This is a genomic window from Mycetocola manganoxydans (assembly GCF_003667545.1).
Lineage (GTDB): Bacteria > Actinomycetota > Actinomycetes > Actinomycetales > Microbacteriaceae > Mycetocola_A > Mycetocola_A manganoxydans.
This window is the reverse complement of record NZ_RCUV01000012.1, coordinates 87,721-107,631: the sequence shown is the minus strand read 5'-3', so window position 1 is coordinate 107,631 and position 19,911 is coordinate 87,721. Positions and strand designations below refer to the sequence as shown.

Below are 19,911 nucleotides of genomic sequence, written 5' to 3'. Positions count from 1 at the left end.
AGGCTGGGTGCATGACGCTCCAGCCGAGAACTGTCCCGCGACCGACCGTCCGATCCTTCGCCGCGCGCGTCGCGGCATCCGTCGGGATTGTCGGTGCGGTCCTCGCCGGGGCGATGCTGTCGCCGAACTCCGCGGCGACAGCGGCTCCCGCCATCCGTTCGGACGTTTCCGACTTCACCTTCAGTGCGTTCGAGGGCGAGTACACGCTCGGGATCGACGGCGAGGGGCGATCCACCCTGCGAGCGGTCGAAACGTTCGTGGCCGAGTTTCCCGACTTCGATCAGAACAAAGGCATCATCCGGGCCATCCCCGAGGGCTACCTCGGGGTCGACCTGCACACCCAGATCGTGTCGGTGACGGATGCCGACGGGAACCCTGTCGAGTACGACGACGGCGAGACGGAGGATGGCTTCGTCCAGCTCGCCCTCGGGACCGACGACTACGTCCAGGGCACGCAGACCTACGTCATCGAGTACACGCAGCGGGATGCCGTTCGGGCCTTCGCGGATACGGAAGTGGACGAGTTCTACTGGGACGCACCGGGTGTCGGTTCTGAGCAGCCGTTCGCTGAGGCTCAGATGCGTGTCGTCGTTCCTGAAGAACTCACCGGAGCGCTGACCGGAGCGGCGGCATGCTACGTCGGGGAACAGGGGTCTGAGACCACGTGCGAGGTCTCGGAGACCCGCGGGGACGGGGCAACGGTCTTCTCATCACCGGAGTCGGAGCTCGGTCCGGGCGAGACGTTCTCGCTGGCCATCGCGTTCGAGAAAGGCACGTTCGTCGCGCCCGAGATCCCGTCGACGTGGCCGGTGTTCACCGTGGTACCCGCCGGCGTCGCCGTCGTCGGGGTAGGAGCCCTCGCTGCTGCACTGGTGCTTCGCAGGAAGAGCGCCGGAGATGCTCCCGGCCGGGGAGTCATCGTGCCGCAGTACACGGTCCCGAAGGGGCTCGACATCTTCGTCGCCGCGGAGCTGATCGGGAAAACAGCGAAAGCCATGCCTGCTCTTCTGCTCAGCCTCGCGGTGCGTCGCAACCTGCGGATCATCGATGAGGGGGAGGAGACGGTCTTCCTCCAGGGAAAGAAACGCGAGTACCGCCTGCAGTTCGTGTCCGACGACGGCGCCTCCGCGGCCGACCTCACGGTTCTCACAGCGCTGTTCGGAAAGAAGCGCCAGCCGGGAGCCATCAAGGACCTGAGCGCCAAGGACGAGAAGCTGGCCAAGAAGGTTCAGGCACTCGTGGCCGCCGCACCCGAGGCATCCGTCGCCGGCGGGTATCGGGTGAAGAAACGGGTTCGGGGCGCCAAGGTGTTCGTGCTTCTGGCGTCTTTCGTGATTCTCGGCCTCTTCGGACTCATCATCGCCGCTGCCGCACTGTACGGCGTCAATGCCTGGCTGGCGCTTTCCCTCATGATCGGTCTCGTCGCCGCGATCTGCACGTACATCGCCGCGACCTCGCGGAAGGCACTCACCGCGAAGGGGGCGGAGACACGTGAGTACCTCCTCGGCCTCCGGGACTACCTGGCGCTCGCCGAGGCTGACCGTATCGCCATGTTGCAGAGTCCCTCCGGTGCCGAACGGGTGAGCGTCGAGGATGCTGTCGACCCGGGCGACACGATGCAAATGGTGAAGTTCTACGAAAAGCTGCTGCCGTTCGCCGTGCTGTGGGGAATCGAGAAGGAATGGGCAGCAGAACTTGCGCGGTACTACGAGCAGACGGGTGCAGGCCCCGAGTGGTACGCGGGCAGCTCCGGATTCCACGCCGCTGCGTTCACCTCCGGCCTCGGCGGTTTCGCCTCGTCGTCGGGATCCACCCCGTGGTCGGCGAGCGCGACGGCGAGCGCCTCCGGAGGTTCGTCCGGCGGCGGCTTCGCTGGTGGCGGTGGCGGCGGAGGAGGGGTCGGAGGACGCTGAGCGTTCGCCGAACCGGGGGTGTCAAGTTGACGCGCTCTGGTCAGGGTGTAATCATTCTTACGGCCGCCTCAACTGGCAACCTCGTATCCATGAACTCCCGGTGAATTTTCTCCGGGAACACGTGTGCGCGGGGGAGTCCCTACTCAGAGAACTATGCCGGTGGATATCACCCTCATCATTGTGCTTGTCATAGCACTTGCCCTCTTCTTCGACTTCACCAACGGATTCCACGACACAGCGAACGCGATGGCGACACCCATCGCAACGGGCGCGCTGAAGCCCAAGGTCGCCGTGGGACTCGCTGCAATCCTGAACCTGATCGGGGCATTCCTCTCCACCGAGGTGGCGAAGACCATCTCAGGCGGGATCATCCGTGAGGGTGACGACGGGGTGCTGATCACCCCTGAGCTCATCTTCGCCGGGTTGATCGGTGCGATCGTCTGGAACATGCTGACCTGGCTGCTCGGTCTGCCGTCCAGCTCGTCGCACGCGCTCTTCGGCGGACTCATCGGAGCGGCCCTCGTCGGCTTCGGCACCGGTGCGATCGACCTCGGCGTGCTTCTCTCCAAAGTGATCCTCCCGGCGCTTCTCGCGCCGCTCACCGCCGCTCTCATCGCGTACATCGCGACGAAGCTCGCGTACGGGGTCACCCGCCGCTACGACAACAAGCCCGATGGCCGCTCTGGCTTCCGCTACGGCCAGATCTTCTCGTCGTCGCTCGTGGCTCTCGCCCACGGCACCAACGACGCTCAGAAGACCATGGGTGTCATCACCCTCGCCCTCATCTCGGTCAACCTTCAGTCGCCGAGCGACGGCGTGCAGTTCTGGGTGGTCGTGGTCTGCGCGCTCGCCATCGCCCTCGGCACGTACGTCGGCGGCTGGCGCATCATCAAGACCCTCGGAACCGGCCTCACCGACGTCAAGCCCGCTCAGGGCTTCGCCGCTGAGACCAGCACCGCGGCCACGATCCTCGCCTCGAGCCACCTCGGTTTCGCCCTGTCGACGACCCAGGTCGCCTCAGGATCCGTCATCGGCTCCGGCCTCGGACGCCGCGGCTCGAGCGTGCGGTGGAAGACAGCGGGACGGATCGCCATCGGCTGGCTGCTCACCCTGCCGGCCGCCGGAGTGGTCGGTGCGCTTGCGGCGCTCGTCGCTCACCTCGGCACGTGGGGAATCATCGTGGATGCCGTCGTCGGCATCGGCACGATCCTCTTCATCTTCCTGTGGTCGCGTCGCGACAAGATCGGGCACCACAACGTCGTCAGCGATGTCGCGGCATCCGGTGAAGCCGTTGTCATCGCCGCTGAGCCCGAGGCTGAACCGAAGAAGGTGGCCAAGTGATCGACTGGATGGGATTCGTCATCGTGCTCGCGGCTGCCCTCACGGGAACCGTCGTCGTAGTCGGCTTCTACTCGCTCGGTCTGAAGATGCTCGTGCGCGCCGGTCGCGTGCCCGTCGTGAGCCCTGCGACCTTCACCGATGCCATCACGGTGCTCACGGCAGCGGAGATCAAGTCTGCGGAGAAGAAGGCAGCGAAGGCAGCACGGAAGAACCCGCTGTCCCCGCTGCAGAAGCGCATCGCGCAGTTCGCGGCATACGGATGCTTCGCCGTCTGTGCTGCATCGGTCCTGTTCGGTATCTACCTCATCGTTCCGGCTCTTCACGGCTGATCCCTATGGACGCCGAAACGGCGCGGGCCCTGTGGGGGTCCGCGCCGTTTCTCGATTCAGGGCCGTGCATTCATCCGTTGCGGTCGAATCCACCCGGCGTACCGGGTGTTTCCGACCGCAACGGGTGAAAACGTCTCGGACGAGGCAGGTCAGTCCGTGCCGCGGACCCGTCCGAGCACGTTCATCAGGTGGTAGATGACGATCGCAGCGATGGTGCCGAGGGCGATTCCGTTGAAGACGACGTCACCGAACTGCCAGGTGTAGTTGGCGATACCGATGATGAGCGCCGTCGCCGCGGTGAACTGGTTCTTCGGCTTGGAGAAGTCGACCTTGTTGTCGAGCCAGATCTTCACACCGATGATGCCGATCAGGCCGTACAGGGCCGTCGTCACACCACCGAGGACGCCGGCGGGGATCGTATTGATGACCGCGCCGACCTTGGGCGAGAGACCGAGGAGGATCGCGACGATGCCGGCGACCCAGTACGCCGCTGTCGAGTACACGCGGGTCGCAGCCATGACGCCGATGTTCTCGCCGTACGTCGTGGTCGCCGAACCGCCGCCGAAGCCGGCGATCACGGTCGCAAGGCCGTCGGCGAAGAGTCCGCGACCGGTGAGCTTGTTGATCGACTGGTCGTCCACCATCTGTGCGACCCCGCGGATGTGGCCGACGTTCTCCGCGACGAGCACGAGCACGACAGGGAGGAACGCGGGCAGGACCGCCCAGAGTTCGGGATTTGTGAACGGGTTCGACGGGCTGTTGAATTCCGGCAGCCCGATCCACGCCGCCTTTCCGACAGCGTCGAAGTTCACCTCACCGAACAGGACCGCGGCGATGTAGCCGACGACGACACCGACGAGAATCGACATCCGCCCCAGGATTCCCTTGAACAGGACGGATGCCAGGACGACTGCCCCGAGGGTGATGGTCGCGGTGAGCGGCGCCACCTGGAAGTTGTTCCATGCCGCAGGGCCGAGGTTGAAGCCGATCAGCGCCACGATGGCACCGGCGACGACGGGCGGCATGAGGGAGTTGATCCAGCCGATACCCGTGACCTGCACGAGCAGGCCGACGAGAGCGAGGAGGATGCCGACGATGACGATGCCGAACAGCGCGCTCCCCATGCCTTCCGCCGTCGTCGCGACGGTGATCGGCGCGATGAAGGCGAACGATGACCCGAGGTAGCTGGGAAGCCTGTTCTTCGTGATGAGCAGGAACAGGATCGTGCCGAAGCCGGAGAACAGCAGTGTTGTCGACGGTGGGAAACCGGTGAGGATGGGGACGAGGAACGTCGCGCCGAACATCGCGACGACGTGCTGGGCACCGAGTCCGATCATCCGTGGCCAGGTGAGGCGTTCGGCGGGGCCGACCACCTCGAGGGCTCCGACGTTCTTTCCGTCGCCGTGCAGTGTCCAGGGCAGCGCCATGCGTACTTCTTTCAGGGAAGGGGAGGAGGGCGGAAGCCCTCCGATACCGTACCGACAATTCAGCGTTGTGCGCAGACGAGCATGCGGCTGGCAATAAGCTGTTCCTCGGCGCACCGCGAGAGCTTGGGCTGGTGTCGCCCCTCACCCCATTTTCCTGAAAGGGACCCTTCGTGGCATCGACAACTGCGCCCACACTCAAGAACCGCATCGACGGCTTCTTCGAAATCACAAAGAGGGGCTCGACGTTCAGCGCCGAGGTGCGCGGTGGCCTGGTCACGTTCGTGGCGATGGCGTACATCGTCATCCTGAACCCGATCATCCTGTCGAGCGGCGTCGACATCGACGGAAACTCGCTCGACTTCGCCCAGCTCTCCGCCGTGACGGCACTCACCGCCGGTGTCATGACCATCCTCTTCGGTCTCGTCGCGCGTCTGCCGTTCTCGTTCGCCGCCGGACTCGGCATCAACTCCTTCCTCGCGTTCAGCGTTGTCGGCCAGGTCACCTGGGCCGAGGCGATGGGCCTCGTCGTCATCAACGGTCTCTTCATCGTGTTGCTCGCAGCAACGGGCCTTCGTCGCCTCATCTTCGAAGCGGTCCCAATCCAGCTGAAGATCGCGATCACCGTCGGTATCGGCCTCTTCATCGCCTTCATCGGCTTCGTCAACGCTGGTCTTGTCACCTCCACCGGCCAGTCGTCGCCGCCGGTCGGCCTCGGTTCAGGCGGATCGATCGCGACGCTTCCCACCGTGATCTTCGTGCTGACCCTCCTCGTCAGCGGTGTTCTCGTCGCGCGCAAGGTCAAGGGCGCGCTGCTCATCGGCATCCTCGTCGGCACGGTCCTCGCTCTCGTCGCCGAGACGCTCATCCCGGTCGGCGCCTCCAACGGTGGCGAGAACCCCGGCGGGTGGGGACTCACGGTTCCCGCGCTGCCCACCCAGATCTTCAGCGCTCCTGACCTCGGACTCATCGGCGCCTTCAACTTCGGCAGCTTCGAGCGCATCGGCGTTCTCGCCGCTCTCATGCTCGTCTTCACCCTCGTCTTCACCAACTTCTTCGACGCCATGGGCACGATGACCGGCTTGAGCAAGGAAGCAGGCCTCGCCGACGAAAAGGGAAACTTCCCGCGTCTCAAGTCAGCGCTCATCGTCGAGGGCATCGGTGCCGTCGCCGGTGGTGCGACCTCGAGCTCATCGAACACCGTCTTCGTCGAGTCCGGCGCCGGTATCGGTGAGGGCGCGCGCACCGGTCTCGCCAACATCGTCACCGGTGTTCTGTTCGTCCTCGCCATGTTCCTGACGCCCCTGACGAGCATCGTGCCGAGCGAAGTGGCATCCGCTGCCCTCGTCATCGTCGGTGCGATGATGATGGCGCAGATCCGCGACATCCACTGGACCGAGTACTCGTCGACCCTGCCCGTGTTCCTGACCGTCACGATCATGCCGCTCACCTATTCGATCGCCAACGGCATCGGTGCAGGCTTCATCGCGTGGGTGATCCTGCGCGCGCTGAGCGGCAAGGCCCGCGAGATCAGCCCGTTGCTCTGGGTCGTGGCTGTCGGATTCCTCGTCTACTTCGCTCGTGGACCGATCGAGATGCTTTTCGCCTGATCCGCGTCGGAGGTGCTGGTTAGGCTGGGCGCATGTCTCTTCAGCTTGGCCAGTACCCCCCAGCGCGCCAGGTGATCGTGCACCTGAGCGACACGCACTTCCTCGCCGGGGGCACTCCACTGCACGGCGGCATCACGACGGAGTCGAACCTGGAGCGCGCGCTCGCCCAGGTCGAGGCGACCGGTATCCGGCCGTCCGCCCTCGTGTTCACCGGTGACCTCACCGACCTCGGAGAGACGGATGCCTACGCAAGGCTCCGCGAGCGGGTCGAGCCGGTCGCCGAGCGGCTGGGCGCTCAGCTCATCTGGCTGATGGGCAATCACGACGAACGCGGACCGATGCGGCGCGAGTTGCTGCGGCAGGAGGCATCCGATGCGCCTCTCGACCGGGTCTGGAATCTCGGTGGGTTGCGCTTCATCGGCCTCGACTCGAGTGTGCCCGGCTTTCACCACGGAGAGCTCGATGATGCGCAACTTGAGTGGCTCGCTGCTGAACTGTCGACCCCGGCCGAGCTCGGCACGATCGTGGGTCTGCATCATCCGCCGGCGCCGGCGCCGCAGCCGCTGTTCGATCTGCTCGAGTTGCGCGACCAGTCCGCGCTCGAAGCGGTGCTGCGCGGGACGGATATCCGCGCCATCCTCGCCGGGCACCTGCACTATGCGATGACGTCGATGTTCGCGGGTATCCCGGTATCGGTCGCTGCGGCCACCTGCTACACGATGAACCTCGGCAACCCGCCGCGATCGACCAACGGTATGGACGGCGGGCAGTCGTACAACCTCCTGCATGTGTACGACGACCGCATCACCCACTCGGTCGTGCCGATCGGTGACTTCGCGACCTCCGACTTCTTCACACAGGAGTTCATCGCTGAGATGGAGGCGTTGAGCCCGGAAGAGCGCGTGGAGGCGTTCTCGCGCAAGCGCTGATCCCACTCGCGATCCATTAAGCAGTAGATGCTCCAATATCCCGGGTTTTGGAGCGTCTACTGCTTAATCGATCGCCGTGCTGCGATGAGCGCCTGGGTGCGTTGGATGAATGCGAGCGGCTGGACGTAAAGATCATCGCTCGTCACTCGTACGGTTCGCCAGCCTTCCGTTTCGAACCGCTCACGCCGTGAAATGTCCCGGCGGAACTGGGCCGGGTCGGTGCGATGGTAATCGCCTTCGTACTCGAAAAGCAGCTTGAGGCGTGGATAGGACAGGTCGGGCCGTCCAAGATATTCGCCCGTCGCGGAGTAGATCGGTCGGTTCACCAGTGGCTCGGGCAGTGAGTGGGCAAGAAAGAGCAGGCGAAGATGGCTCTCTGGCCTGGAGTCGACGGCGGTTCGCACGAGCGGCAACGCCCAACGAAGCTTCGAGATGCCGCGCACGCCCTGAGAGGCGCGAACGACCGACGCGAGTTCGTCGATCGTCGATAACACTGGCTCGCGTCCAGCGGCCGCCACCCGGCCGGAGACAAGGAAATCGCCTACCGCAACCAGATCCTCACGACTCAAGACAGAAGCCAGATGCACCCAGGTTTCCACTGGGTCCACCAGCGGTATCTCAGCGGCATGCCAGCGCGGTCGGTGCAGCGTCAGCGCGTGCCCGGTGACGCCGCGCACTCGCGGCGGCTGATGACCTCGAGGAACCGCGACATGGAGTGTCTGGGCGTTCTCGAGCGAGCGAGGAAGTGGCATCCGATAGACCAGCGCAGCGGTCACCGAACAAACGACACCGTCCGACGGCATCAGTGGCGCGAACATCCGGCAGCGATCGAGAACGGATGCTGCGCTCAGCTCAACAGCACGGACCCCTCGGTGAGGCGCCTGGAGATCCGAACCACGAAGCCGACCCGGGGATAACCCGTGGTCATCGGATGTACGGAACGCGACACCTCGCTGCTCCGGCGGAAGGGGAGTGCGTCGAGGCATGGCGACCACCTTGCCACGCGGGATGCCGCCGATCGCGTTCTTCACAGGTCCACCCCGCGTGACAGTGTGGCGATCGCGCCGACGCCTTCTGCCAGTCGGGCCAGCACTCACGGCGCGCAAGGCGGGTAAAGTCGGGAGGGTCCCGCCACAAGCACTCGACGACAAGGCAATGGAGCCACAGTGAGACTGATCACACCCGCCAACCGCGGCCTGGAGATAGAACCACAGGAGAGGGAGTTCCCAATGACGACGGACGAAAGAACCCGCACCGAGACCGATTCGCTCGGCAGCATGGAGATTCCCGCGGATGCCTATTGGGGCATCCACACGGCGCGAGCGCTGGAGAACTTCCCGATCTCGAAGCGACCCATCTCGGTCTACCCGGCGCTCATCGTCGCCATCGCCAGTGTGAAGCAGGCAGCGGCGCGCACGAACGTCGAACTCGGGGTTCTCGGTGCCGAGAAGGGTGCGCTGATCGACCAGGCCTGCCAGCGGATCATCGACGGTGAGTTCCACGAGGAGTTCGTCGTCGGCGTGATCCAGGGTGGCGCCGGCACATCTACCAACATGAACGCGAACGAGGTCATCACCAACGTCGCGCTCGAGATCGCGGGCCGGCCGAAGGGCGACTACGGCTTCATCTCACCGATCGACCACACCAACCGCAGCCAGTCCACCAATGACGTGTACCCGACGGCGATCAAGATCGCACTGTCGTTCTCGCTGCAGACGCTCCTCGACGAACTCGCCCTCCTGCAGGACTCGTTCTCGCGCAAGTCAGCCGAGTTCCGTCACTTGCTCAAGGTGGGACGCACCCAGCTTCAGGATGCCGTTCCAATGACGCTGGGGCAGGAATTCCACGGTTTCGCGACGACTCTCGGTGAGGATCACGCTCGCCTCATCGAAACCCGCTGGCTGCTTGCTGAGATCAACCTCGGCGCCACAGCCATCGGAACCGGGATCACCGCGGACCCCCGCTACGCCTCCGTCGTCGTTGGTCACCTGAACATGATCACCGGCCTGAGCCTCGAAACAGCGCCCGACCTGATCGAATCGACGAGCGACGCCGGCGGCTTCATGTCGTTCAGCGGCACCCTCAAACGCTCGGCGATCAAGCTCTCGAAGATCTGCAACGACCTGCGGCTGCTTTCCAGCGGGCCACAGGCCGGATTCGGCGAGATCAACCTTCCCGCCGTCCAGGCCGGATCGAGCATCATGCCGGGCAAGGTGAACCCCGTCATTCCGGAGGTTGTCAACCAGGTCGCGTTCTCGGTTGTCGGCGCGGACATGACGGTCACCATGGCGGCCGAAGCGGGCCAGTTGCAGCTCAACGCCTTCGAGCCGGTCATCGCCCACTCGCTCATGCAGAGCATCACGTGGATGGCGCAGGCCTGCCACACGCTCCGGATCAACTGCATCGACGGGATCACCGCGAACGAGGAACGGCTCGAGACGATGGTCGGTTCATCGGTCGGAGTCATCACCGCCCTGACGCCGTTCATCGGCTACTCCGCTGCCGCAGCTCTCGCGAAAACGGCCTTGCTCACCCGGCGCAACATCGCCGACCTCGTCGTCGAGTCGGAACTGATGACGCGCGAAGAAGTGACCAGGCAGCTCTCACCGGCACGGCTCTCCGGCCTCGAGTCGATCACGACCGCCATCCCGGTCATCGACGGATTCGTGGAGGAGAGCACCGACGGTGAAGTCCACACGAGTCTCGAGGGAAGCGGCCAGCCCTAGGGGGCTCAGGTCATCCGGCAGTGGGTGGTGAGGCGGCCGAGGCCTTCCACCGACACCGTGACCGTCGACCGGTCGCGGAGGAACACTTGCGGATCACGGGAGTACCCGGCGCCGCCGGGGCTCCCGGTCGAGATGAGAGTACCGGGCAGCAGGGTCGCCGAACGGGACAGGTACGACACGAGCGTCGCCACCGAGCGGATCATCAGCGCGGTCGACGAGTCCTGCATGAGGTGACCGTCGAGCACCGTCGAGATGTGCAGGTTCTGAGGGTCCGGCACTTCATCCCGCGTGACGACGACCGGTCCGGTCGGGGTGAAGCCGTCGAACGACTTGCACCTCGACCACTGCGCCTCCGAATACTGGATGTCGCGGGCGGTGATGTCGTTGACGACCGTGTACCCGAAAACGTAGTCGAGGGCATCCGCCTCTGACACGTCCTTGGCGGGCTTGCCGATGATGACCCCGAGTTCTGCTTCGTAGTCGATCGATTCGCTGAGCGATCGCGGCCACGATGTCGTGCCGTCGTGACCGGTGAGGGAATTGGGCCAGAGCGAGAAGACGGTCGGCGCCTTGTCGGCCTTGAGGTTGAGTTCGCTGGAGTGCGCCGAGTAGTTGAGCCCGATCGCGATGACCTGCGGCGTGTTGTTGAGCACGGCCGAAGCGTGGCGAAGATCGGCGACGGGCGTGAGCTCAACACCCTGGCCGATTACGAGCTCGGCGTGGTTGCGCACGCGCTGCAGCTCGTCGTCGCCGCGCTCGATCAACTGCTGCAGCGAGGCGGGAGCGTCGTCGAGGATCTCGTCGAGGAACAGGGCGCCGTCGCCGTGGACCATCGCGAGCCGGATGGGGGAGTGGGTGTTCGTCTCATCGACGAAATGCGAGAATCTCACCCGTCTAGGCTATCGGACCCACGGATGCCGGCCGGCGGCTCCCGCGGGCAGCGGGCCAGCCATTACCCTGTTCCAATGTCGTACTCGCCTCCTCCTCTTTCCCGGCCAGCCAGAGCCCCCGAGCCGGCGCATCCGGTCTGGAGCAGTCCTGTGCCCCCGCGACCGACCGGTGCGCTCCTCGGCATTCTCGGTGTGGCGATCCTCGCGGTCGTTCTGCTCGTTGTTTTCGGATACCTCACGGTGTTTCTCGGGCCCGGCGCCGTCATCATCGGTTTCGTGGCCGCCCTCATCCCGCTCGCCGTCGTTCTCGCCGCCGTGGCGTGGATCGACCGCTGGGAACCGGAGCCCAGGCTTGCCCTCGTGTTCGCGTTCCTGTGGGGCGCGGCGGCATCCGTGGCGATCGCCCTGCTCGTGGACCTGGGAGTCCAGATCGCCGCGCTCCTCACAACGGGTCAGCCCACCGAAGCCGTCCTGAGTGCGACGCTCCAGGCGCCGATCGTCGAGGAGATCGCGAAGGGCCTCGGGCTCGTCATTCTGTACTTCGCGGCTCGCAGACACTTCGATGGCGTGGTCGACGGGCTGGTCTACGCCATCGTCATCGCTGCGGGTTTCGCATTCACCGAGAACATCCAGTACTTCGGCCTCGCCCTCACCGAGGGCGGCCCGGCAGAGCTGGGCCTCACCTTCTTCATGCGGGCGATCATGTCGCCGTTCGCTCACGCCACCTTCACCGTCCTGACCGGGATCGCGCTTGGCCTCGCGGCGCGGAGGCATCTCGGCTTCGGGGCAATCGGTTACGCGCTCGTCGGACTCGTCGGGGCGATCTTCCTGCACGCGCTCTGGAACGGGGCCACCTACCTCGTGAACTCCTTCGAGTCGTACGCGGCTTACTTCGTCATCGTGCAGGTGCCGATCTCCATCGCCCTGATCACCATCACCGTGTTGGTGAGGCGCCACGAGATCCGCCTGACCCGCGCGAGGCTGGGGGAGTATGCGGCTGCCGGCTGGTTCACTCCGGCAGAAGTCGACATGCTTTCGACCTGGCCCGGCAGGCGGCAGGCGAAGGCGTGGGCACGGAGTCTCCCCGGCAACCGTGGCCAGGCGATGGCGGTCTTCACCCGGGATGCCACGCGGCTTGCCATGACGCGCCAGCGGATGATCACGGGTCGGAACGAGCTGGTTCACCGAACGTCTGAGGCCGAACTTCTGGCTGCGGTGACGGAGGCACGGCGTCGGTTGCTTGCGCCGTGACGCTTGAGAAAAAGCCCCGTTAACCAACTCATCGCCCTGTGCCGCGGCACTGCCTGCAGGTCGACGGGGCGATGAGTTGTTCTGTTCTCAGCATGCACCGACTTGGCCGCGAGTGCAAGGATTTTTTCCGCTCAGAACCGCGCCGGGAGGACCCGGAAACCAACTCAGCTCGATCGGGGACTATTGGCGCGCTCGCTTTGACGCGTGGGCGACGAGGGGGTTTGATGGTCCCATGACCGAATCGCAGAACACCAAGCCCGAAATCGACGCCCCAGAGGGCCCAGCCCCCACCGAACTCGAGGTTGTCGACCTCATCATCGGCGAGGGCGACGAGGCACAGGCCTCCTCCACCGTCAACGTGCACTACCTCGGCGTCTCCTACGACACCGGCGACGAGTTTGACTCCTCCTGGAGCCGCGGCGAATCGATCAACTTCCCGCTCCGTAACCTCATTGCGGGCTGGCAGGAAGGCATCCCCGGCATGAAGGTCGGCGGTCGCCGCAAGCTCACCGTTCCGCCGAGCCTCGCCTACGGTGCAGCGGGCGGCAACCACCCGCTCTCGGGTCAGACGCTCATTTTCGTCATCGACCTTCTCGGTGTGAAGTAACGCTTGAACGTCTCTGAACTCGTTCTCGAACGAAGCGACACGATCCCGGACTTTCCGAAGCCCGGGATCGTGTTTCGTGATCTGACGCCCGTCTTCGCCGATGCGGATGCTTTCGCAGCCGTCATCGATGACCTCGCGGCTCGATTCTCCGGTCGTTTCGACGCGGTGGCGGGCGTTGAAGCCCGTGGCTTCCTCCTCGCCGCCGCGCTTGCCTACGCCGCCCACAAGCCTCTCGTTGCGGTGCGCAAGGGAGGCAAACTCCCGGGTGACGTCCTCAGCGAGGACTATGCGCTCGAGTACGGCTCCGCGACGCTCGAGATCAAGCCGGGCCAGCTCGCAGCTGGTTCGCGCGTCCTCGTGCTCGACGACGTCCTCGCCACCGGCGGCAGCTGTTCGGCAGCCGCACGGCTGATCGAACGCGCCGGCTATTCAGTGGCCGGCATGGGGCTCGTGCTCGAACTGGAAGGGCTCGGCGCCCGCGACAAGCTCGCCGGCTACGACGTCTACGCGATCGTCGCTGAACCGGCCTGAGTTCAGTGCTCGGTCGTCCAGCTCACGATGTACAGCACGACGGTGATGAGGGGGAACACTCCCTGAACCGACGCGGCGGTAAGCCGCCCGCGACCGCTCGTGACCAGAACGATCGCAGCAGCGAGCATGCACGACACCGAGAACAGCCCGAGGGCGAAACCGGCGTCGGTCGCCCCCAGACCGTAGAGTACTGACCCGACAAGCGCACCGACGGCGAGGAACAGGTTGTAGAAGCCCTGGTTGTACGCGAACGCCCGCGTCGTCTGTGCGTCTTCGGCACTCGCGATCCCGAATCGTTTCCATACCGCCGGCCGGGTCCATGCCACCGATTCCCAGTAGAAGATCAGCACGTGGATTGCGGCCGACAGTGTTGCTGCGATCGTGATCAGGATGGACATGCGGCTGAGCCTATTGGGACGCCACCGGGTTTGTCAGCATTCCCGGGCGGATGCCGTCGGCGGGCAGCGCGTCCAGCGCACGCAGCAGGTCGGTCGCGAGGTCTTCCACGTGCTCGAGCCCGATCGAGAGCCGGACGATGCCTGCTCCCGGTCGAGCCTCCTCGGCAACGGGTCGGTGCGTGAGCGATGCGGGGTGCTGGACGAGTGAGTCGACCCCTCCGAGCGACACGGCGTGTGTGATGAGGACGCAGTTTTCCGTGAACGCGCGAGCGGCGGCGAACGTGCCGAGATCGAGCGCGAGAATCGAGCCGGGGCCGGCGAGCTGGCGTCCGATGAGGGCGCCCGGGTCGTTGCCGGGTAGGCCGGGATAGAGCACCCGCACAACCGCAGGATGCTCGCCGAGACGGATCGCGAGAAGTGCCGCCGTCTCCTGCTGGGCGCGCACTCGAACGGCGAGGGTCCGCAAGCCGCGGTGAAGCAGGTAAGCAGCCATCGGATGAAGCACCCCACCGGTCAACGCGCGGACCTGGCGCAGGGACTCCAGCCACGACTCCGGCCCGGCGACCACACCGCCCATGACGTCACCGTGCCCGCCGAGGAACTTCGTGGCGCTGTGCAGCACGAGCGTGGCCCCGTGCCGGATCGGCTGCTGCAGAACGGGGGAGGCGAAGGTGTTGTCGACCATGACGGGAACACTTCCGGCCTGGGCGACGACATCCGCAATATCGAGCAATTCGAGGGTCGGGTTCGCCGGCGTCTCGACCAGGACGAGGCCGGTGTCCGGACGGATGGCCGCCGCGATCTCGTCAGGATCGCACCAGGTGACCGTGGTCCCGAGCAGCCCTGATTCGAGAACGTGGTCGGTTCCTCCGTACAGCGGGCGCGAAGCGACGATGTGACCGGTGCCTCGCCGAACACAGGCGAGCAGGACAGCGGAGAGCGCAGCCATCCCCGTGCTGAACGCGACAGCACCCTCGGCGCCCTCGAGCGCGGCGAGCGACTCCTCGAAGCGAGCCACTCCCGGCTGCCACAGCCGCTGGTACACGGCGGACGCGCCCGGTTCGAGTGGATGCCCCGTCGCCAGGTTCTCGTAGGAATCACCGCCGCTCAGGATTCCCATGAGGGGATTGGTGGTGGAAAAATCGATGGGAGGAACGTGCGATCCCGCGTCGCGCAGTCCGTCCATTCCGCCGTGGACCGCGAGGGTCTCGAATCGTGCATCGTCGCTGAGCATGCCCGAATTTCAGCACCATCTTCGATCCCACGCAAGTGGTCTGCAAGGTACTCTGATAAGACGGCGCTTCTGCCGCAGATGATGCATAGCTCCGATGGGAAGCAGTCATGGAACCGAAGAAGGCACAACTCGACAGCACCGACCGCGCTCTCCTGCGTGCCCTGTCCACGAACGCGAGAGCATCGGGTTCGCAACTGGCCACCGACCTCGGGCTCGCGGAATCGACCGTATCGCTCCGGTTGCGTCGGCTGCACCAGTCCGGCCACATCACGGGGTACCACGCAGACATCGACCTCGCCGTGCTCGGCGCTCCGCTGCAGGCACTCATCGCCGTTCAGCTTGCCCAGCACAACCGTGCGGACATCCAGAAGTTCCGGCGGGAGGCTCCGACCTGGCCCGGGGTACTCTCCATGTTCCACATGGGAGGCCGCGACGACTACCTGATGCACGTCGCCGCACGAAGCACCGCTGACCTGCGTGAGTTCGTGGTCCAGTACCTGACCGGGCATCCGGCCGTCGCACATACCGAAACGAACCTCGTCTTCGAACACGCGGCCGGCACCGGCTGGCAGCAGTTGCTCGCCTGAGAAAGCCGGATGCCGTAACCGCTCGCGAGCGAAAGCATCCGTCCCGGGAATGAAGAGCAGGCGTCCGGACTTGGACCTACCGAAAGGTTGTGTGTGTGAAACTCTCTGTTCTTGATCTCGTCCCCGTCCGTTCGCGGCAATCCTCCGCTGAGGCGCTCGCCGCAGCCATCGACCTCGCTCAGGTCGCCGATGAGCTCGGCTTCGAGCGGTACTGGGTGGCCGAACACCACAACATGCCGTCGGTGGCGTCGACCAACCCGGCCGTGATCATCGGTATTCTGGCCGCCCACACGAAGCGGATCCGGGTGGGATCTGGAGGCGTCATGCTCCCGAACCACGCGCCGCTCGTGGTCGCTGAGCAGTTCGCGCTCCTCGAGGCAGCCGCACCGGGACGGATCGATCTCGGTCTCGGGCGTGCCCCCGGAAGTGACCCCGTCGTCACCGCCGTACTCAACCGATCGGGAGCAACGAGCGACGTCAACAGCTTCCCGAACTACGTCAGCGACATCGCCGCTCTCCTCAGTGAGGACGGAGCGACGGTTCGGCTCACGAGCGGAACCGAATACGAATTGCGCGCGACACCCGCCGCGACGAGCACCCCGAACATCTGGCTGCTCGGTTCGAGCGATTACTCGGCGACCCTCGCCGCATCGCTCGGGCTTCCCTACGTGTTCGCTCACCACTTCGCCGGTGCCGGCGCGGAACGGGCGCTCGAGATCTACCGCTCACAGTTCCAGCCGTCACCCGTGCTCGACGCCCCACGCACGTTCGTGACCGCGAACGTCGTGGCCGCGCCGACAGCAGCCGAAGCGTACGATCTGGCTCTCCCGAACCTGCAGATGATGGCTCGTTTGCGTACCAACGAGCAGCTCGGCCGGCTCGCCACGGTGGAGGAAGCGAAAGCGACCACGATGACGCCGCTGCAGGACGAGTTCATCGCCGCATCTCTCAGCAGCTGGATCATCGACGAACCGGAGGCCGCTGCGCGACGGGTGCGTGAGCTCGCGAAGAGGTTCGACGTCGACGAGGTCATGGTGTCCCCAGGCGCATCTGCGCACGACGCGGATCCGGCCAACCGTACCCCGGGGAGGGCCAGCACGCTGCGTCTTCTCGCGGAGCAGTTGGCGCTCGTCCCGGCTGCCTGACCGCCAGCGGGCCGGACACGGGGCAGAATAATGAGATGACCGAACCCGAAAGCCCGACCTCGCGGTTGTCCCGGCTCGACGCTCTGCCGTTCACGAAAGAGCATCGCAAGCTGCTCGTCGGTTCCGGTATGGGATGGGCCCTCGACGCGATGGACGTCGGACTCATCTCCTTCGTGCTCGCACAGCTCGCGGTCACCTGGAGCCTCACCGGTTCCGAACTGAGTTGGATCGCCTCGTCCGGGTTCATCGGCATGGCGATCGGGGCAAGCCTCGGCGGGCTCCTCGCCGACCGGCTCGGCCGGCGCCAGGTCTTCGCGATCACGCTGCTGATCTTCGGCATCGCGACCGGCGCCTCGGCGCTCTCCTGGTCCGTCGGCGTGCTGATCGCGCTCCGCTTCGTTGTCGGCCTCGGACTCGGCGCCGAGCTTCCCGTCGCATCGACACTCGTCTCCGAGTTCGCTCCTCCCCGAATCCGCGGCCGCATCATCGTGCTGCTCGAAGCATTCTGGGCGGTCGGATGGACGCTCGCGGCCATCATCGGTTTCGTCGTCGTACCCGCGAGTTCCGAAGGCTGGCGCTGGGCGCTCGCCATCGGTGCCATTCCGGCGCTGTACGCGGCCGTCGTCCGGTTCGGTCTGCCCGAGTCCGTCCGCTTCCTCGAATCGAGGGGACGCATCGCCGAGGCCGAGTCGACGGTTCAGCGGTTCGAGCGCTCCGCGGGGGTCGTGCCCCCAGCGCAACCGGCCGAGACCGTCGATGTGCCTGCGAAGCCACGACTGACGGCACGACGCCAGGTCGCCGCGCTCTGGGCGCGACCTCACCGGGTGCAGACCGCCGCCCTCTGGCTGGTCTGGTTCTGCGTGAACTTCTCCTACTACGGCGCGTTCGTCTGGCTGCCGACGATCCTCGTGGCATCCGGGTTCTCGCTCGTCCGATCCTTCGGATACACGCTCATCATCACTCTCGCGCAGTTGCCCGGGTACCTCGTGGCGGCATGGCTCGTTGAGAAGTGGGGGAGGAACAAGACCCTGGCCGTCTTCCTCACCGGCTCGGCCGTCTCAGCGGTGCTGTTCGGGCTCGCCGGGGCCGAGTGGCAGGTCATCGGCGCAGGGATGCTGCTGTCCTTCTTCAACCTCGGGGCATGGGGCGCGCTCTACGCGGTGACTCCTGAGCTGTACCCGACCGAACTCCGCGGCACCGGAGCCGGCTGGGCGGCCGGCATCGGGCGGATCGCATCGATCATCGCTCCTCTTGCCGTTCCACTGCTGACCGGGTTCGGCGGCAACGTTCTGCTCTTCAGTGTGTTCGCCGGGTTCTTCCTCATCGCGGCGGGCGCTTCGCTGCGACTCGCCGACAAACGCGGCAAGTCGCTCGACGAGTTCGTTCCGCCCGAGGTTTTCCGGGTCTGACCTCCGGCGGCGCGATCCTCAGGTGTTGTCGTCGGGCGCGGCGGCCGGGCGCAGTTCCCGTTTTTCCTCATCACGCTCGCGGACCCGGTCGACGAGTTCGCGCCACGGTCCGGTGAGGCGCTGCTCGGGAATGACGGCTTCCCGCGGTTCGGGGAGGATCCGCTCGGGTGCGTCGCGACTGTCGGGCCGGTCCGTGCGTGCGCGCGGTTCGCAATTGATCCGGTAGAGGTAACGATCCGGTTGGCTCGGCTCCCGGGTCACCTCGTCCCAGGGCAGCTTGCGGAGCAGGACCACCCACGACTCTTCGTCGGGTTCACGCTCGACGAAGACATGCCAGCTGCGGGTAATCCCGGCGAACCCGCCGCTTCGGGTGACGGTCACTTTCATGCCCGTGATCGTACTCCCCTCAGCTCAGCACGCCCACCTCTCCCCACGCTGTGCGGACAGCCGCAGTTTCGGGCGATTCGGAACCGTAGAGCCTCACCGCCACGGCGATAGTCGCGTCGGCGAAGCCTCCGAAGTCGGTGGTGGCCTTGATTTCGCCGGTGAGGGTCTCGTACCAGATGCGGCCCGCGCGCTCCCAGGCGTTGCCGCCGATCGACGTGGCCGCAAGGTAAAACGCCCGGTTGGGAATCCCCGAGTTGATGTGAACGCCGCCGTTGTCGTCGTCGGTCTCGACGAAGTCGTCCATGTGTGCCGGCTGGGGATCCTTGCCGAGCACGTCGTCGTCATACGCGGTGCCGGGAGCCTTGAGCGAGCGAAGTGCTGTGCCCTCCACCTCATCGGTGAAGATGCCTTCGCCGATCAGCCAGCTTGCCTCGGTCACGTCGTGTCCTCGTGAGTGCTGCTCGACGAGAGCACCGAAGACGTCGGATACGGACTCGTTCAGGGCGCCGGACTGTCCCGAGTAGACCAGGTTGGCGGTGTATTGGGTGACACCGTGGGTGAGTTCGTGCCCGATGACGCTCAGCGATGTCGTGAACCCGGCGAACACCTGCCCGTCGCCGTCGCCGAACACCATCCGGGACCCATCCCAGAAGGCGTTGTCGTATGCATCTCCGTAGTGCACGGTCGCCTCGAGCGGCGAGCCGGCACCGTCGACGGATGCGCGCTCGAACGCGTCCCAGAACAGCGCGTGGGTGTGACCGAGCCCGTCATACGCCTCGTTGACGCTTGCGTCGTCGACGGCGGGCTCACCCTCGCGGCGCACGATGCGACCGGGCAGGGTTTCAGTTCCACCGGCATCCGATATGGCGCGATCGGGTTGTGAGGGATTGGCGACCGGACCGGTTCGGGGCCGCACGACGGGTGGCCGCATCGTGGGCGGCTCGCCAGGGCGGACAGAGTGGCTCACGTGCTCGCTCTCGAGGACGTGCCTCGCCGCCTCACGGGCGCGGTGTAGCCGGGGATCCTCGAGCGAGGCCAGCTGGGCAAGCAGATACGGCGGCACGATGAAGCAGCGGTGCTGGGAGTGGTGCGCAGCGGGGCGAGCGGATGCCGGTGGCACGGTCGGTGCGGGTTGCGGTCGCGTTCTCATATCTGGAATTCTCACATCCGCCCCCGACATGGTGCGCGGCCGGCGGCGGC

Annotated in this window: 19 protein-coding genes; 12 read left to right on the top strand and 7 right to left on the bottom strand. The window is 65.7% G+C overall.

Features of this window, described 5'->3' with window-relative positions; genetic code table 11:
- Window positions 1-11: 11 nt before the first annotated feature.
- The 3 genes from D9V29_RS11415 (at window position 12) to D9V29_RS11405 (ending at window position 3,583) form a co-directional block, all read left to right on the top strand.
- Window positions 12-1,913, top strand: coding sequence for a DUF2207 domain-containing protein (locus tag D9V29_RS11415; RefSeq protein ID WP_121673449.1), 1,902 nt, complete (start codon window positions 12-14; stop codon window positions 1,911-1,913).
- A gap of 159 nt (window positions 1,914-2,072) precedes the next feature.
- Window positions 2,073-3,254, top strand: coding sequence for an inorganic phosphate transporter (locus tag D9V29_RS11410; RefSeq protein ID WP_121673484.1), 1,182 nt, complete (start codon window positions 2,073-2,075; stop codon window positions 3,252-3,254).
- 8 nt (window positions 3,255-3,262) lie between these two features.
- Window positions 3,263-3,583 (top strand): peptidase, encoded by a 321-nt coding sequence (locus tag D9V29_RS11405; protein ID WP_121673483.1) that lies wholly within the window; start codon window positions 3,263-3,265, stop codon window positions 3,581-3,583.
- A gap of 149 nt (window positions 3,584-3,732) precedes the next feature.
- Here D9V29_RS11405 and D9V29_RS11400 read toward each other — a convergent pair whose 3' ends face one another.
- On the bottom strand, window positions 3,733-5,010 hold the full coding sequence (locus D9V29_RS11400) for a uracil-xanthine permease family protein (RefSeq protein ID WP_121673448.1): 1,278 nt from the start codon (window positions 5,008-5,010) through the stop codon (window positions 3,733-3,735).
- Window positions 5,011-5,180: 170 nt separating this feature from the next.
- Between D9V29_RS11400 and D9V29_RS11395 the strand changes: the two genes are divergently transcribed.
- Window positions 5,181-6,617: an NCS2 family permease gene (locus D9V29_RS11395; protein ID WP_121673447.1), complete on the top strand. Its 1,437-nt coding sequence runs from the start codon at window positions 5,181-5,183 to the stop codon at window positions 6,615-6,617.
- Between the two features lie 32 nt (window positions 6,618-6,649).
- A complete protein-coding gene (locus D9V29_RS11390) occupies window positions 6,650-7,546 on the top strand; it encodes a phosphodiesterase (RefSeq protein ID WP_121673446.1) in 897 nt (298 codons plus the stop codon).
- Window positions 7,547-7,602: 56 nt separating this feature from the next.
- On the opposite strand, the gene D9V29_RS14790 is transcribed toward D9V29_RS11390, so the two are convergent.
- Complete coding sequence (locus D9V29_RS14790; RefSeq protein WP_147436268.1) at window positions 7,603-8,364, bottom strand: putative endonuclease domain-containing protein; 762 nt, start codon at window positions 8,362-8,364, stop codon at window positions 7,603-7,605.
- A gap of 411 nt (window positions 8,365-8,775) precedes the next feature.
- On the opposite strand from D9V29_RS14790, the gene D9V29_RS11375 reads away from it, so the two are divergent.
- Window positions 8,776-10,272 carry an aspartate ammonia-lyase gene (locus D9V29_RS11375; RefSeq protein ID WP_121673443.1) on the top strand — a complete coding sequence of 499 codons (1,497 nt, stop codon included), beginning with the start codon at window positions 8,776-8,778 and terminating at the stop codon, window positions 10,270-10,272.
- Window positions 10,273-10,277: 5 nt separating this feature from the next.
- Here D9V29_RS11375 and D9V29_RS11370 read toward each other — a convergent pair whose 3' ends face one another.
- On the bottom strand, window positions 10,278-11,162 hold the full coding sequence (locus D9V29_RS11370) for a fumarylacetoacetate hydrolase family protein (protein WP_229790540.1): 885 nt from the start codon (window positions 11,160-11,162) through the stop codon (window positions 10,278-10,280).
- Window positions 11,163-11,312: 150 nt separating this feature from the next.
- Here D9V29_RS11370 and D9V29_RS11365 point away from each other — a divergent pair, with 150 nt between their 5' ends.
- The 3 genes from D9V29_RS11365 to D9V29_RS11355 all read left to right on the top strand — a co-directional run bounded on the left by D9V29_RS11365 (window position 11,313) and on the right by D9V29_RS11355 (window position 13,551).
- Window positions 11,313-12,413: a PrsW family intramembrane metalloprotease gene (locus D9V29_RS11365; RefSeq protein ID WP_229790539.1), complete on the top strand. Its 1,101-nt coding sequence runs from the start codon at window positions 11,313-11,315 to the stop codon at window positions 12,411-12,413.
- A 232-nt stretch (window positions 12,414-12,645) separates the two neighbouring features.
- Window positions 12,646-13,020: an FKBP-type peptidyl-prolyl cis-trans isomerase gene (locus D9V29_RS11360; RefSeq protein ID WP_121673442.1), complete on the top strand. Its 375-nt coding sequence runs from the start codon at window positions 12,646-12,648 to the stop codon at window positions 13,018-13,020.
- 3 nt (window positions 13,021-13,023) lie between these two features.
- Entirely contained in the window at window positions 13,024-13,551 is a 528-nt protein-coding gene (locus tag D9V29_RS11355; RefSeq protein ID WP_121673441.1) for an adenine phosphoribosyltransferase, read from the top strand.
- 2 nt (window positions 13,552-13,553) lie between these two features.
- On the opposite strand, the gene D9V29_RS11350 is transcribed toward D9V29_RS11355, so the two are convergent.
- Window positions 13,554-13,949, bottom strand: coding sequence for a DUF1304 domain-containing protein (locus D9V29_RS11350; protein ID WP_121673440.1), 396 nt, complete (start codon window positions 13,947-13,949; stop codon window positions 13,554-13,556).
- A 10-nt stretch (window positions 13,950-13,959) separates the two neighbouring features.
- The gene (locus D9V29_RS11345) at window positions 13,960-15,183 is read right to left on the bottom strand and encodes a trans-sulfuration enzyme family protein (protein ID WP_121673439.1); all 1,224 of its coding nucleotides are present in this window, start codon (window positions 15,181-15,183) and stop codon (window positions 13,960-13,962) included.
- Between the two features lie 107 nt (window positions 15,184-15,290).
- Between D9V29_RS11345 and D9V29_RS11340 the strand changes: the two genes are divergently transcribed.
- The 3 genes from D9V29_RS11340 (at window position 15,291) to D9V29_RS11330 (ending at window position 18,324) form a co-directional block, all read left to right on the top strand.
- Window positions 15,291-15,770 (top strand): Lrp/AsnC family transcriptional regulator, encoded by a 480-nt coding sequence (locus tag D9V29_RS11340; protein ID WP_121673438.1) that lies wholly within the window; start codon window positions 15,291-15,293, stop codon window positions 15,768-15,770.
- 95 nt (window positions 15,771-15,865) lie between these two features.
- Window positions 15,866-16,915, top strand: a complete 1,050-nt coding sequence (locus tag D9V29_RS11335) for an LLM class flavin-dependent oxidoreductase (protein WP_121673437.1) — start codon at window positions 15,866-15,868, stop codon at window positions 16,913-16,915.
- Between the two features lie 35 nt (window positions 16,916-16,950).
- On the top strand, window positions 16,951-18,324 hold the full coding sequence (locus D9V29_RS11330; RefSeq protein WP_121673436.1) for an MFS transporter: 1,374 nt from the start codon (window positions 16,951-16,953) through the stop codon (window positions 18,322-18,324).
- 18 nt (window positions 18,325-18,342) lie between these two features.
- Here D9V29_RS11330 and D9V29_RS11325 read toward each other — a convergent pair whose 3' ends face one another.
- Both D9V29_RS11325 and D9V29_RS11320 read right to left on the bottom strand, forming a co-directional pair.
- A complete protein-coding gene (locus D9V29_RS11325; protein WP_183084992.1) occupies window positions 18,343-18,711 on the bottom strand; it encodes a protealysin inhibitor emfourin in 369 nt (122 codons plus the stop codon).
- A 19-nt stretch (window positions 18,712-18,730) separates the two neighbouring features.
- On the bottom strand, window positions 18,731-19,861 hold the full coding sequence (locus D9V29_RS11320) for a M4 family metallopeptidase (protein ID WP_121673435.1): 1,131 nt from the start codon (window positions 19,859-19,861) through the stop codon (window positions 18,731-18,733).
- Window positions 19,862-19,911 lie beyond the last annotated feature (50 nt).

What these genes read in the sequence shown, in the direction of transcription:
- D9V29_RS11415 (WP_121673449.1), top strand. Translation starts at nt 12, where the DNA reads ATGACGCTCCAGCCGAGAACTGTCCCGCGACCGACCGTCCGATCCTTC.
- D9V29_RS11405 (WP_121673483.1), top strand. Translation starts at nt 3,263, where the DNA reads ATGGGATTCGTCATCGTGCTCGCGGCTGCCCTCACGGGAACCGTCGTC.
- D9V29_RS11400 (WP_121673448.1), bottom strand. Translation starts at nt 5,010, where the DNA reads ATGGCGCTGCCCTGGACACTGCACGGCGACGGAAAGAACGTCGGAGCC.
- D9V29_RS11390 (WP_121673446.1), top strand. Translation starts at nt 6,650, where the DNA reads ATGTCTCTTCAGCTTGGCCAGTACCCCCCAGCGCGCCAGGTGATCGTG.
- D9V29_RS14790 (WP_147436268.1), bottom strand. Translation starts at nt 8,364, where the DNA reads ATGTTCGCGCCACTGATGCCGTCGGACGGTGTCGTTTGTTCGGTGACC.
- D9V29_RS11375 (WP_121673443.1), top strand. Translation starts at nt 8,776, where the DNA reads ATGACGACGGACGAAAGAACCCGCACCGAGACCGATTCGCTCGGCAGC.
- D9V29_RS11360 (WP_121673442.1), top strand. Translation starts at nt 12,646, where the DNA reads ATGACCGAATCGCAGAACACCAAGCCCGAAATCGACGCCCCAGAGGGC.
- D9V29_RS11350 (WP_121673440.1), bottom strand. Translation starts at nt 13,949, where the DNA reads ATGTCCATCCTGATCACGATCGCAGCAACACTGTCGGCCGCAATCCAC.
- D9V29_RS11345 (WP_121673439.1), bottom strand. Translation starts at nt 15,183, where the DNA reads ATGCTCAGCGACGATGCACGATTCGAGACCCTCGCGGTCCACGGCGGA.
- D9V29_RS11340 (WP_121673438.1), top strand. Translation starts at nt 15,291, where the DNA reads ATGGAACCGAAGAAGGCACAACTCGACAGCACCGACCGCGCTCTCCTG.
- D9V29_RS11330 (WP_121673436.1), top strand. Translation starts at nt 16,951, where the DNA reads ATGACCGAACCCGAAAGCCCGACCTCGCGGTTGTCCCGGCTCGACGCT.
- D9V29_RS11325 (WP_183084992.1), bottom strand. Translation starts at nt 18,711, where the DNA reads ATGAAAGTGACCGTCACCCGAAGCGGCGGGTTCGCCGGGATTACCCGC.
- D9V29_RS11320 (WP_121673435.1), bottom strand. Translation starts at nt 19,861, where the DNA reads ATGAGAACGCGACCGCAACCCGCACCGACCGTGCCACCGGCATCCGCT.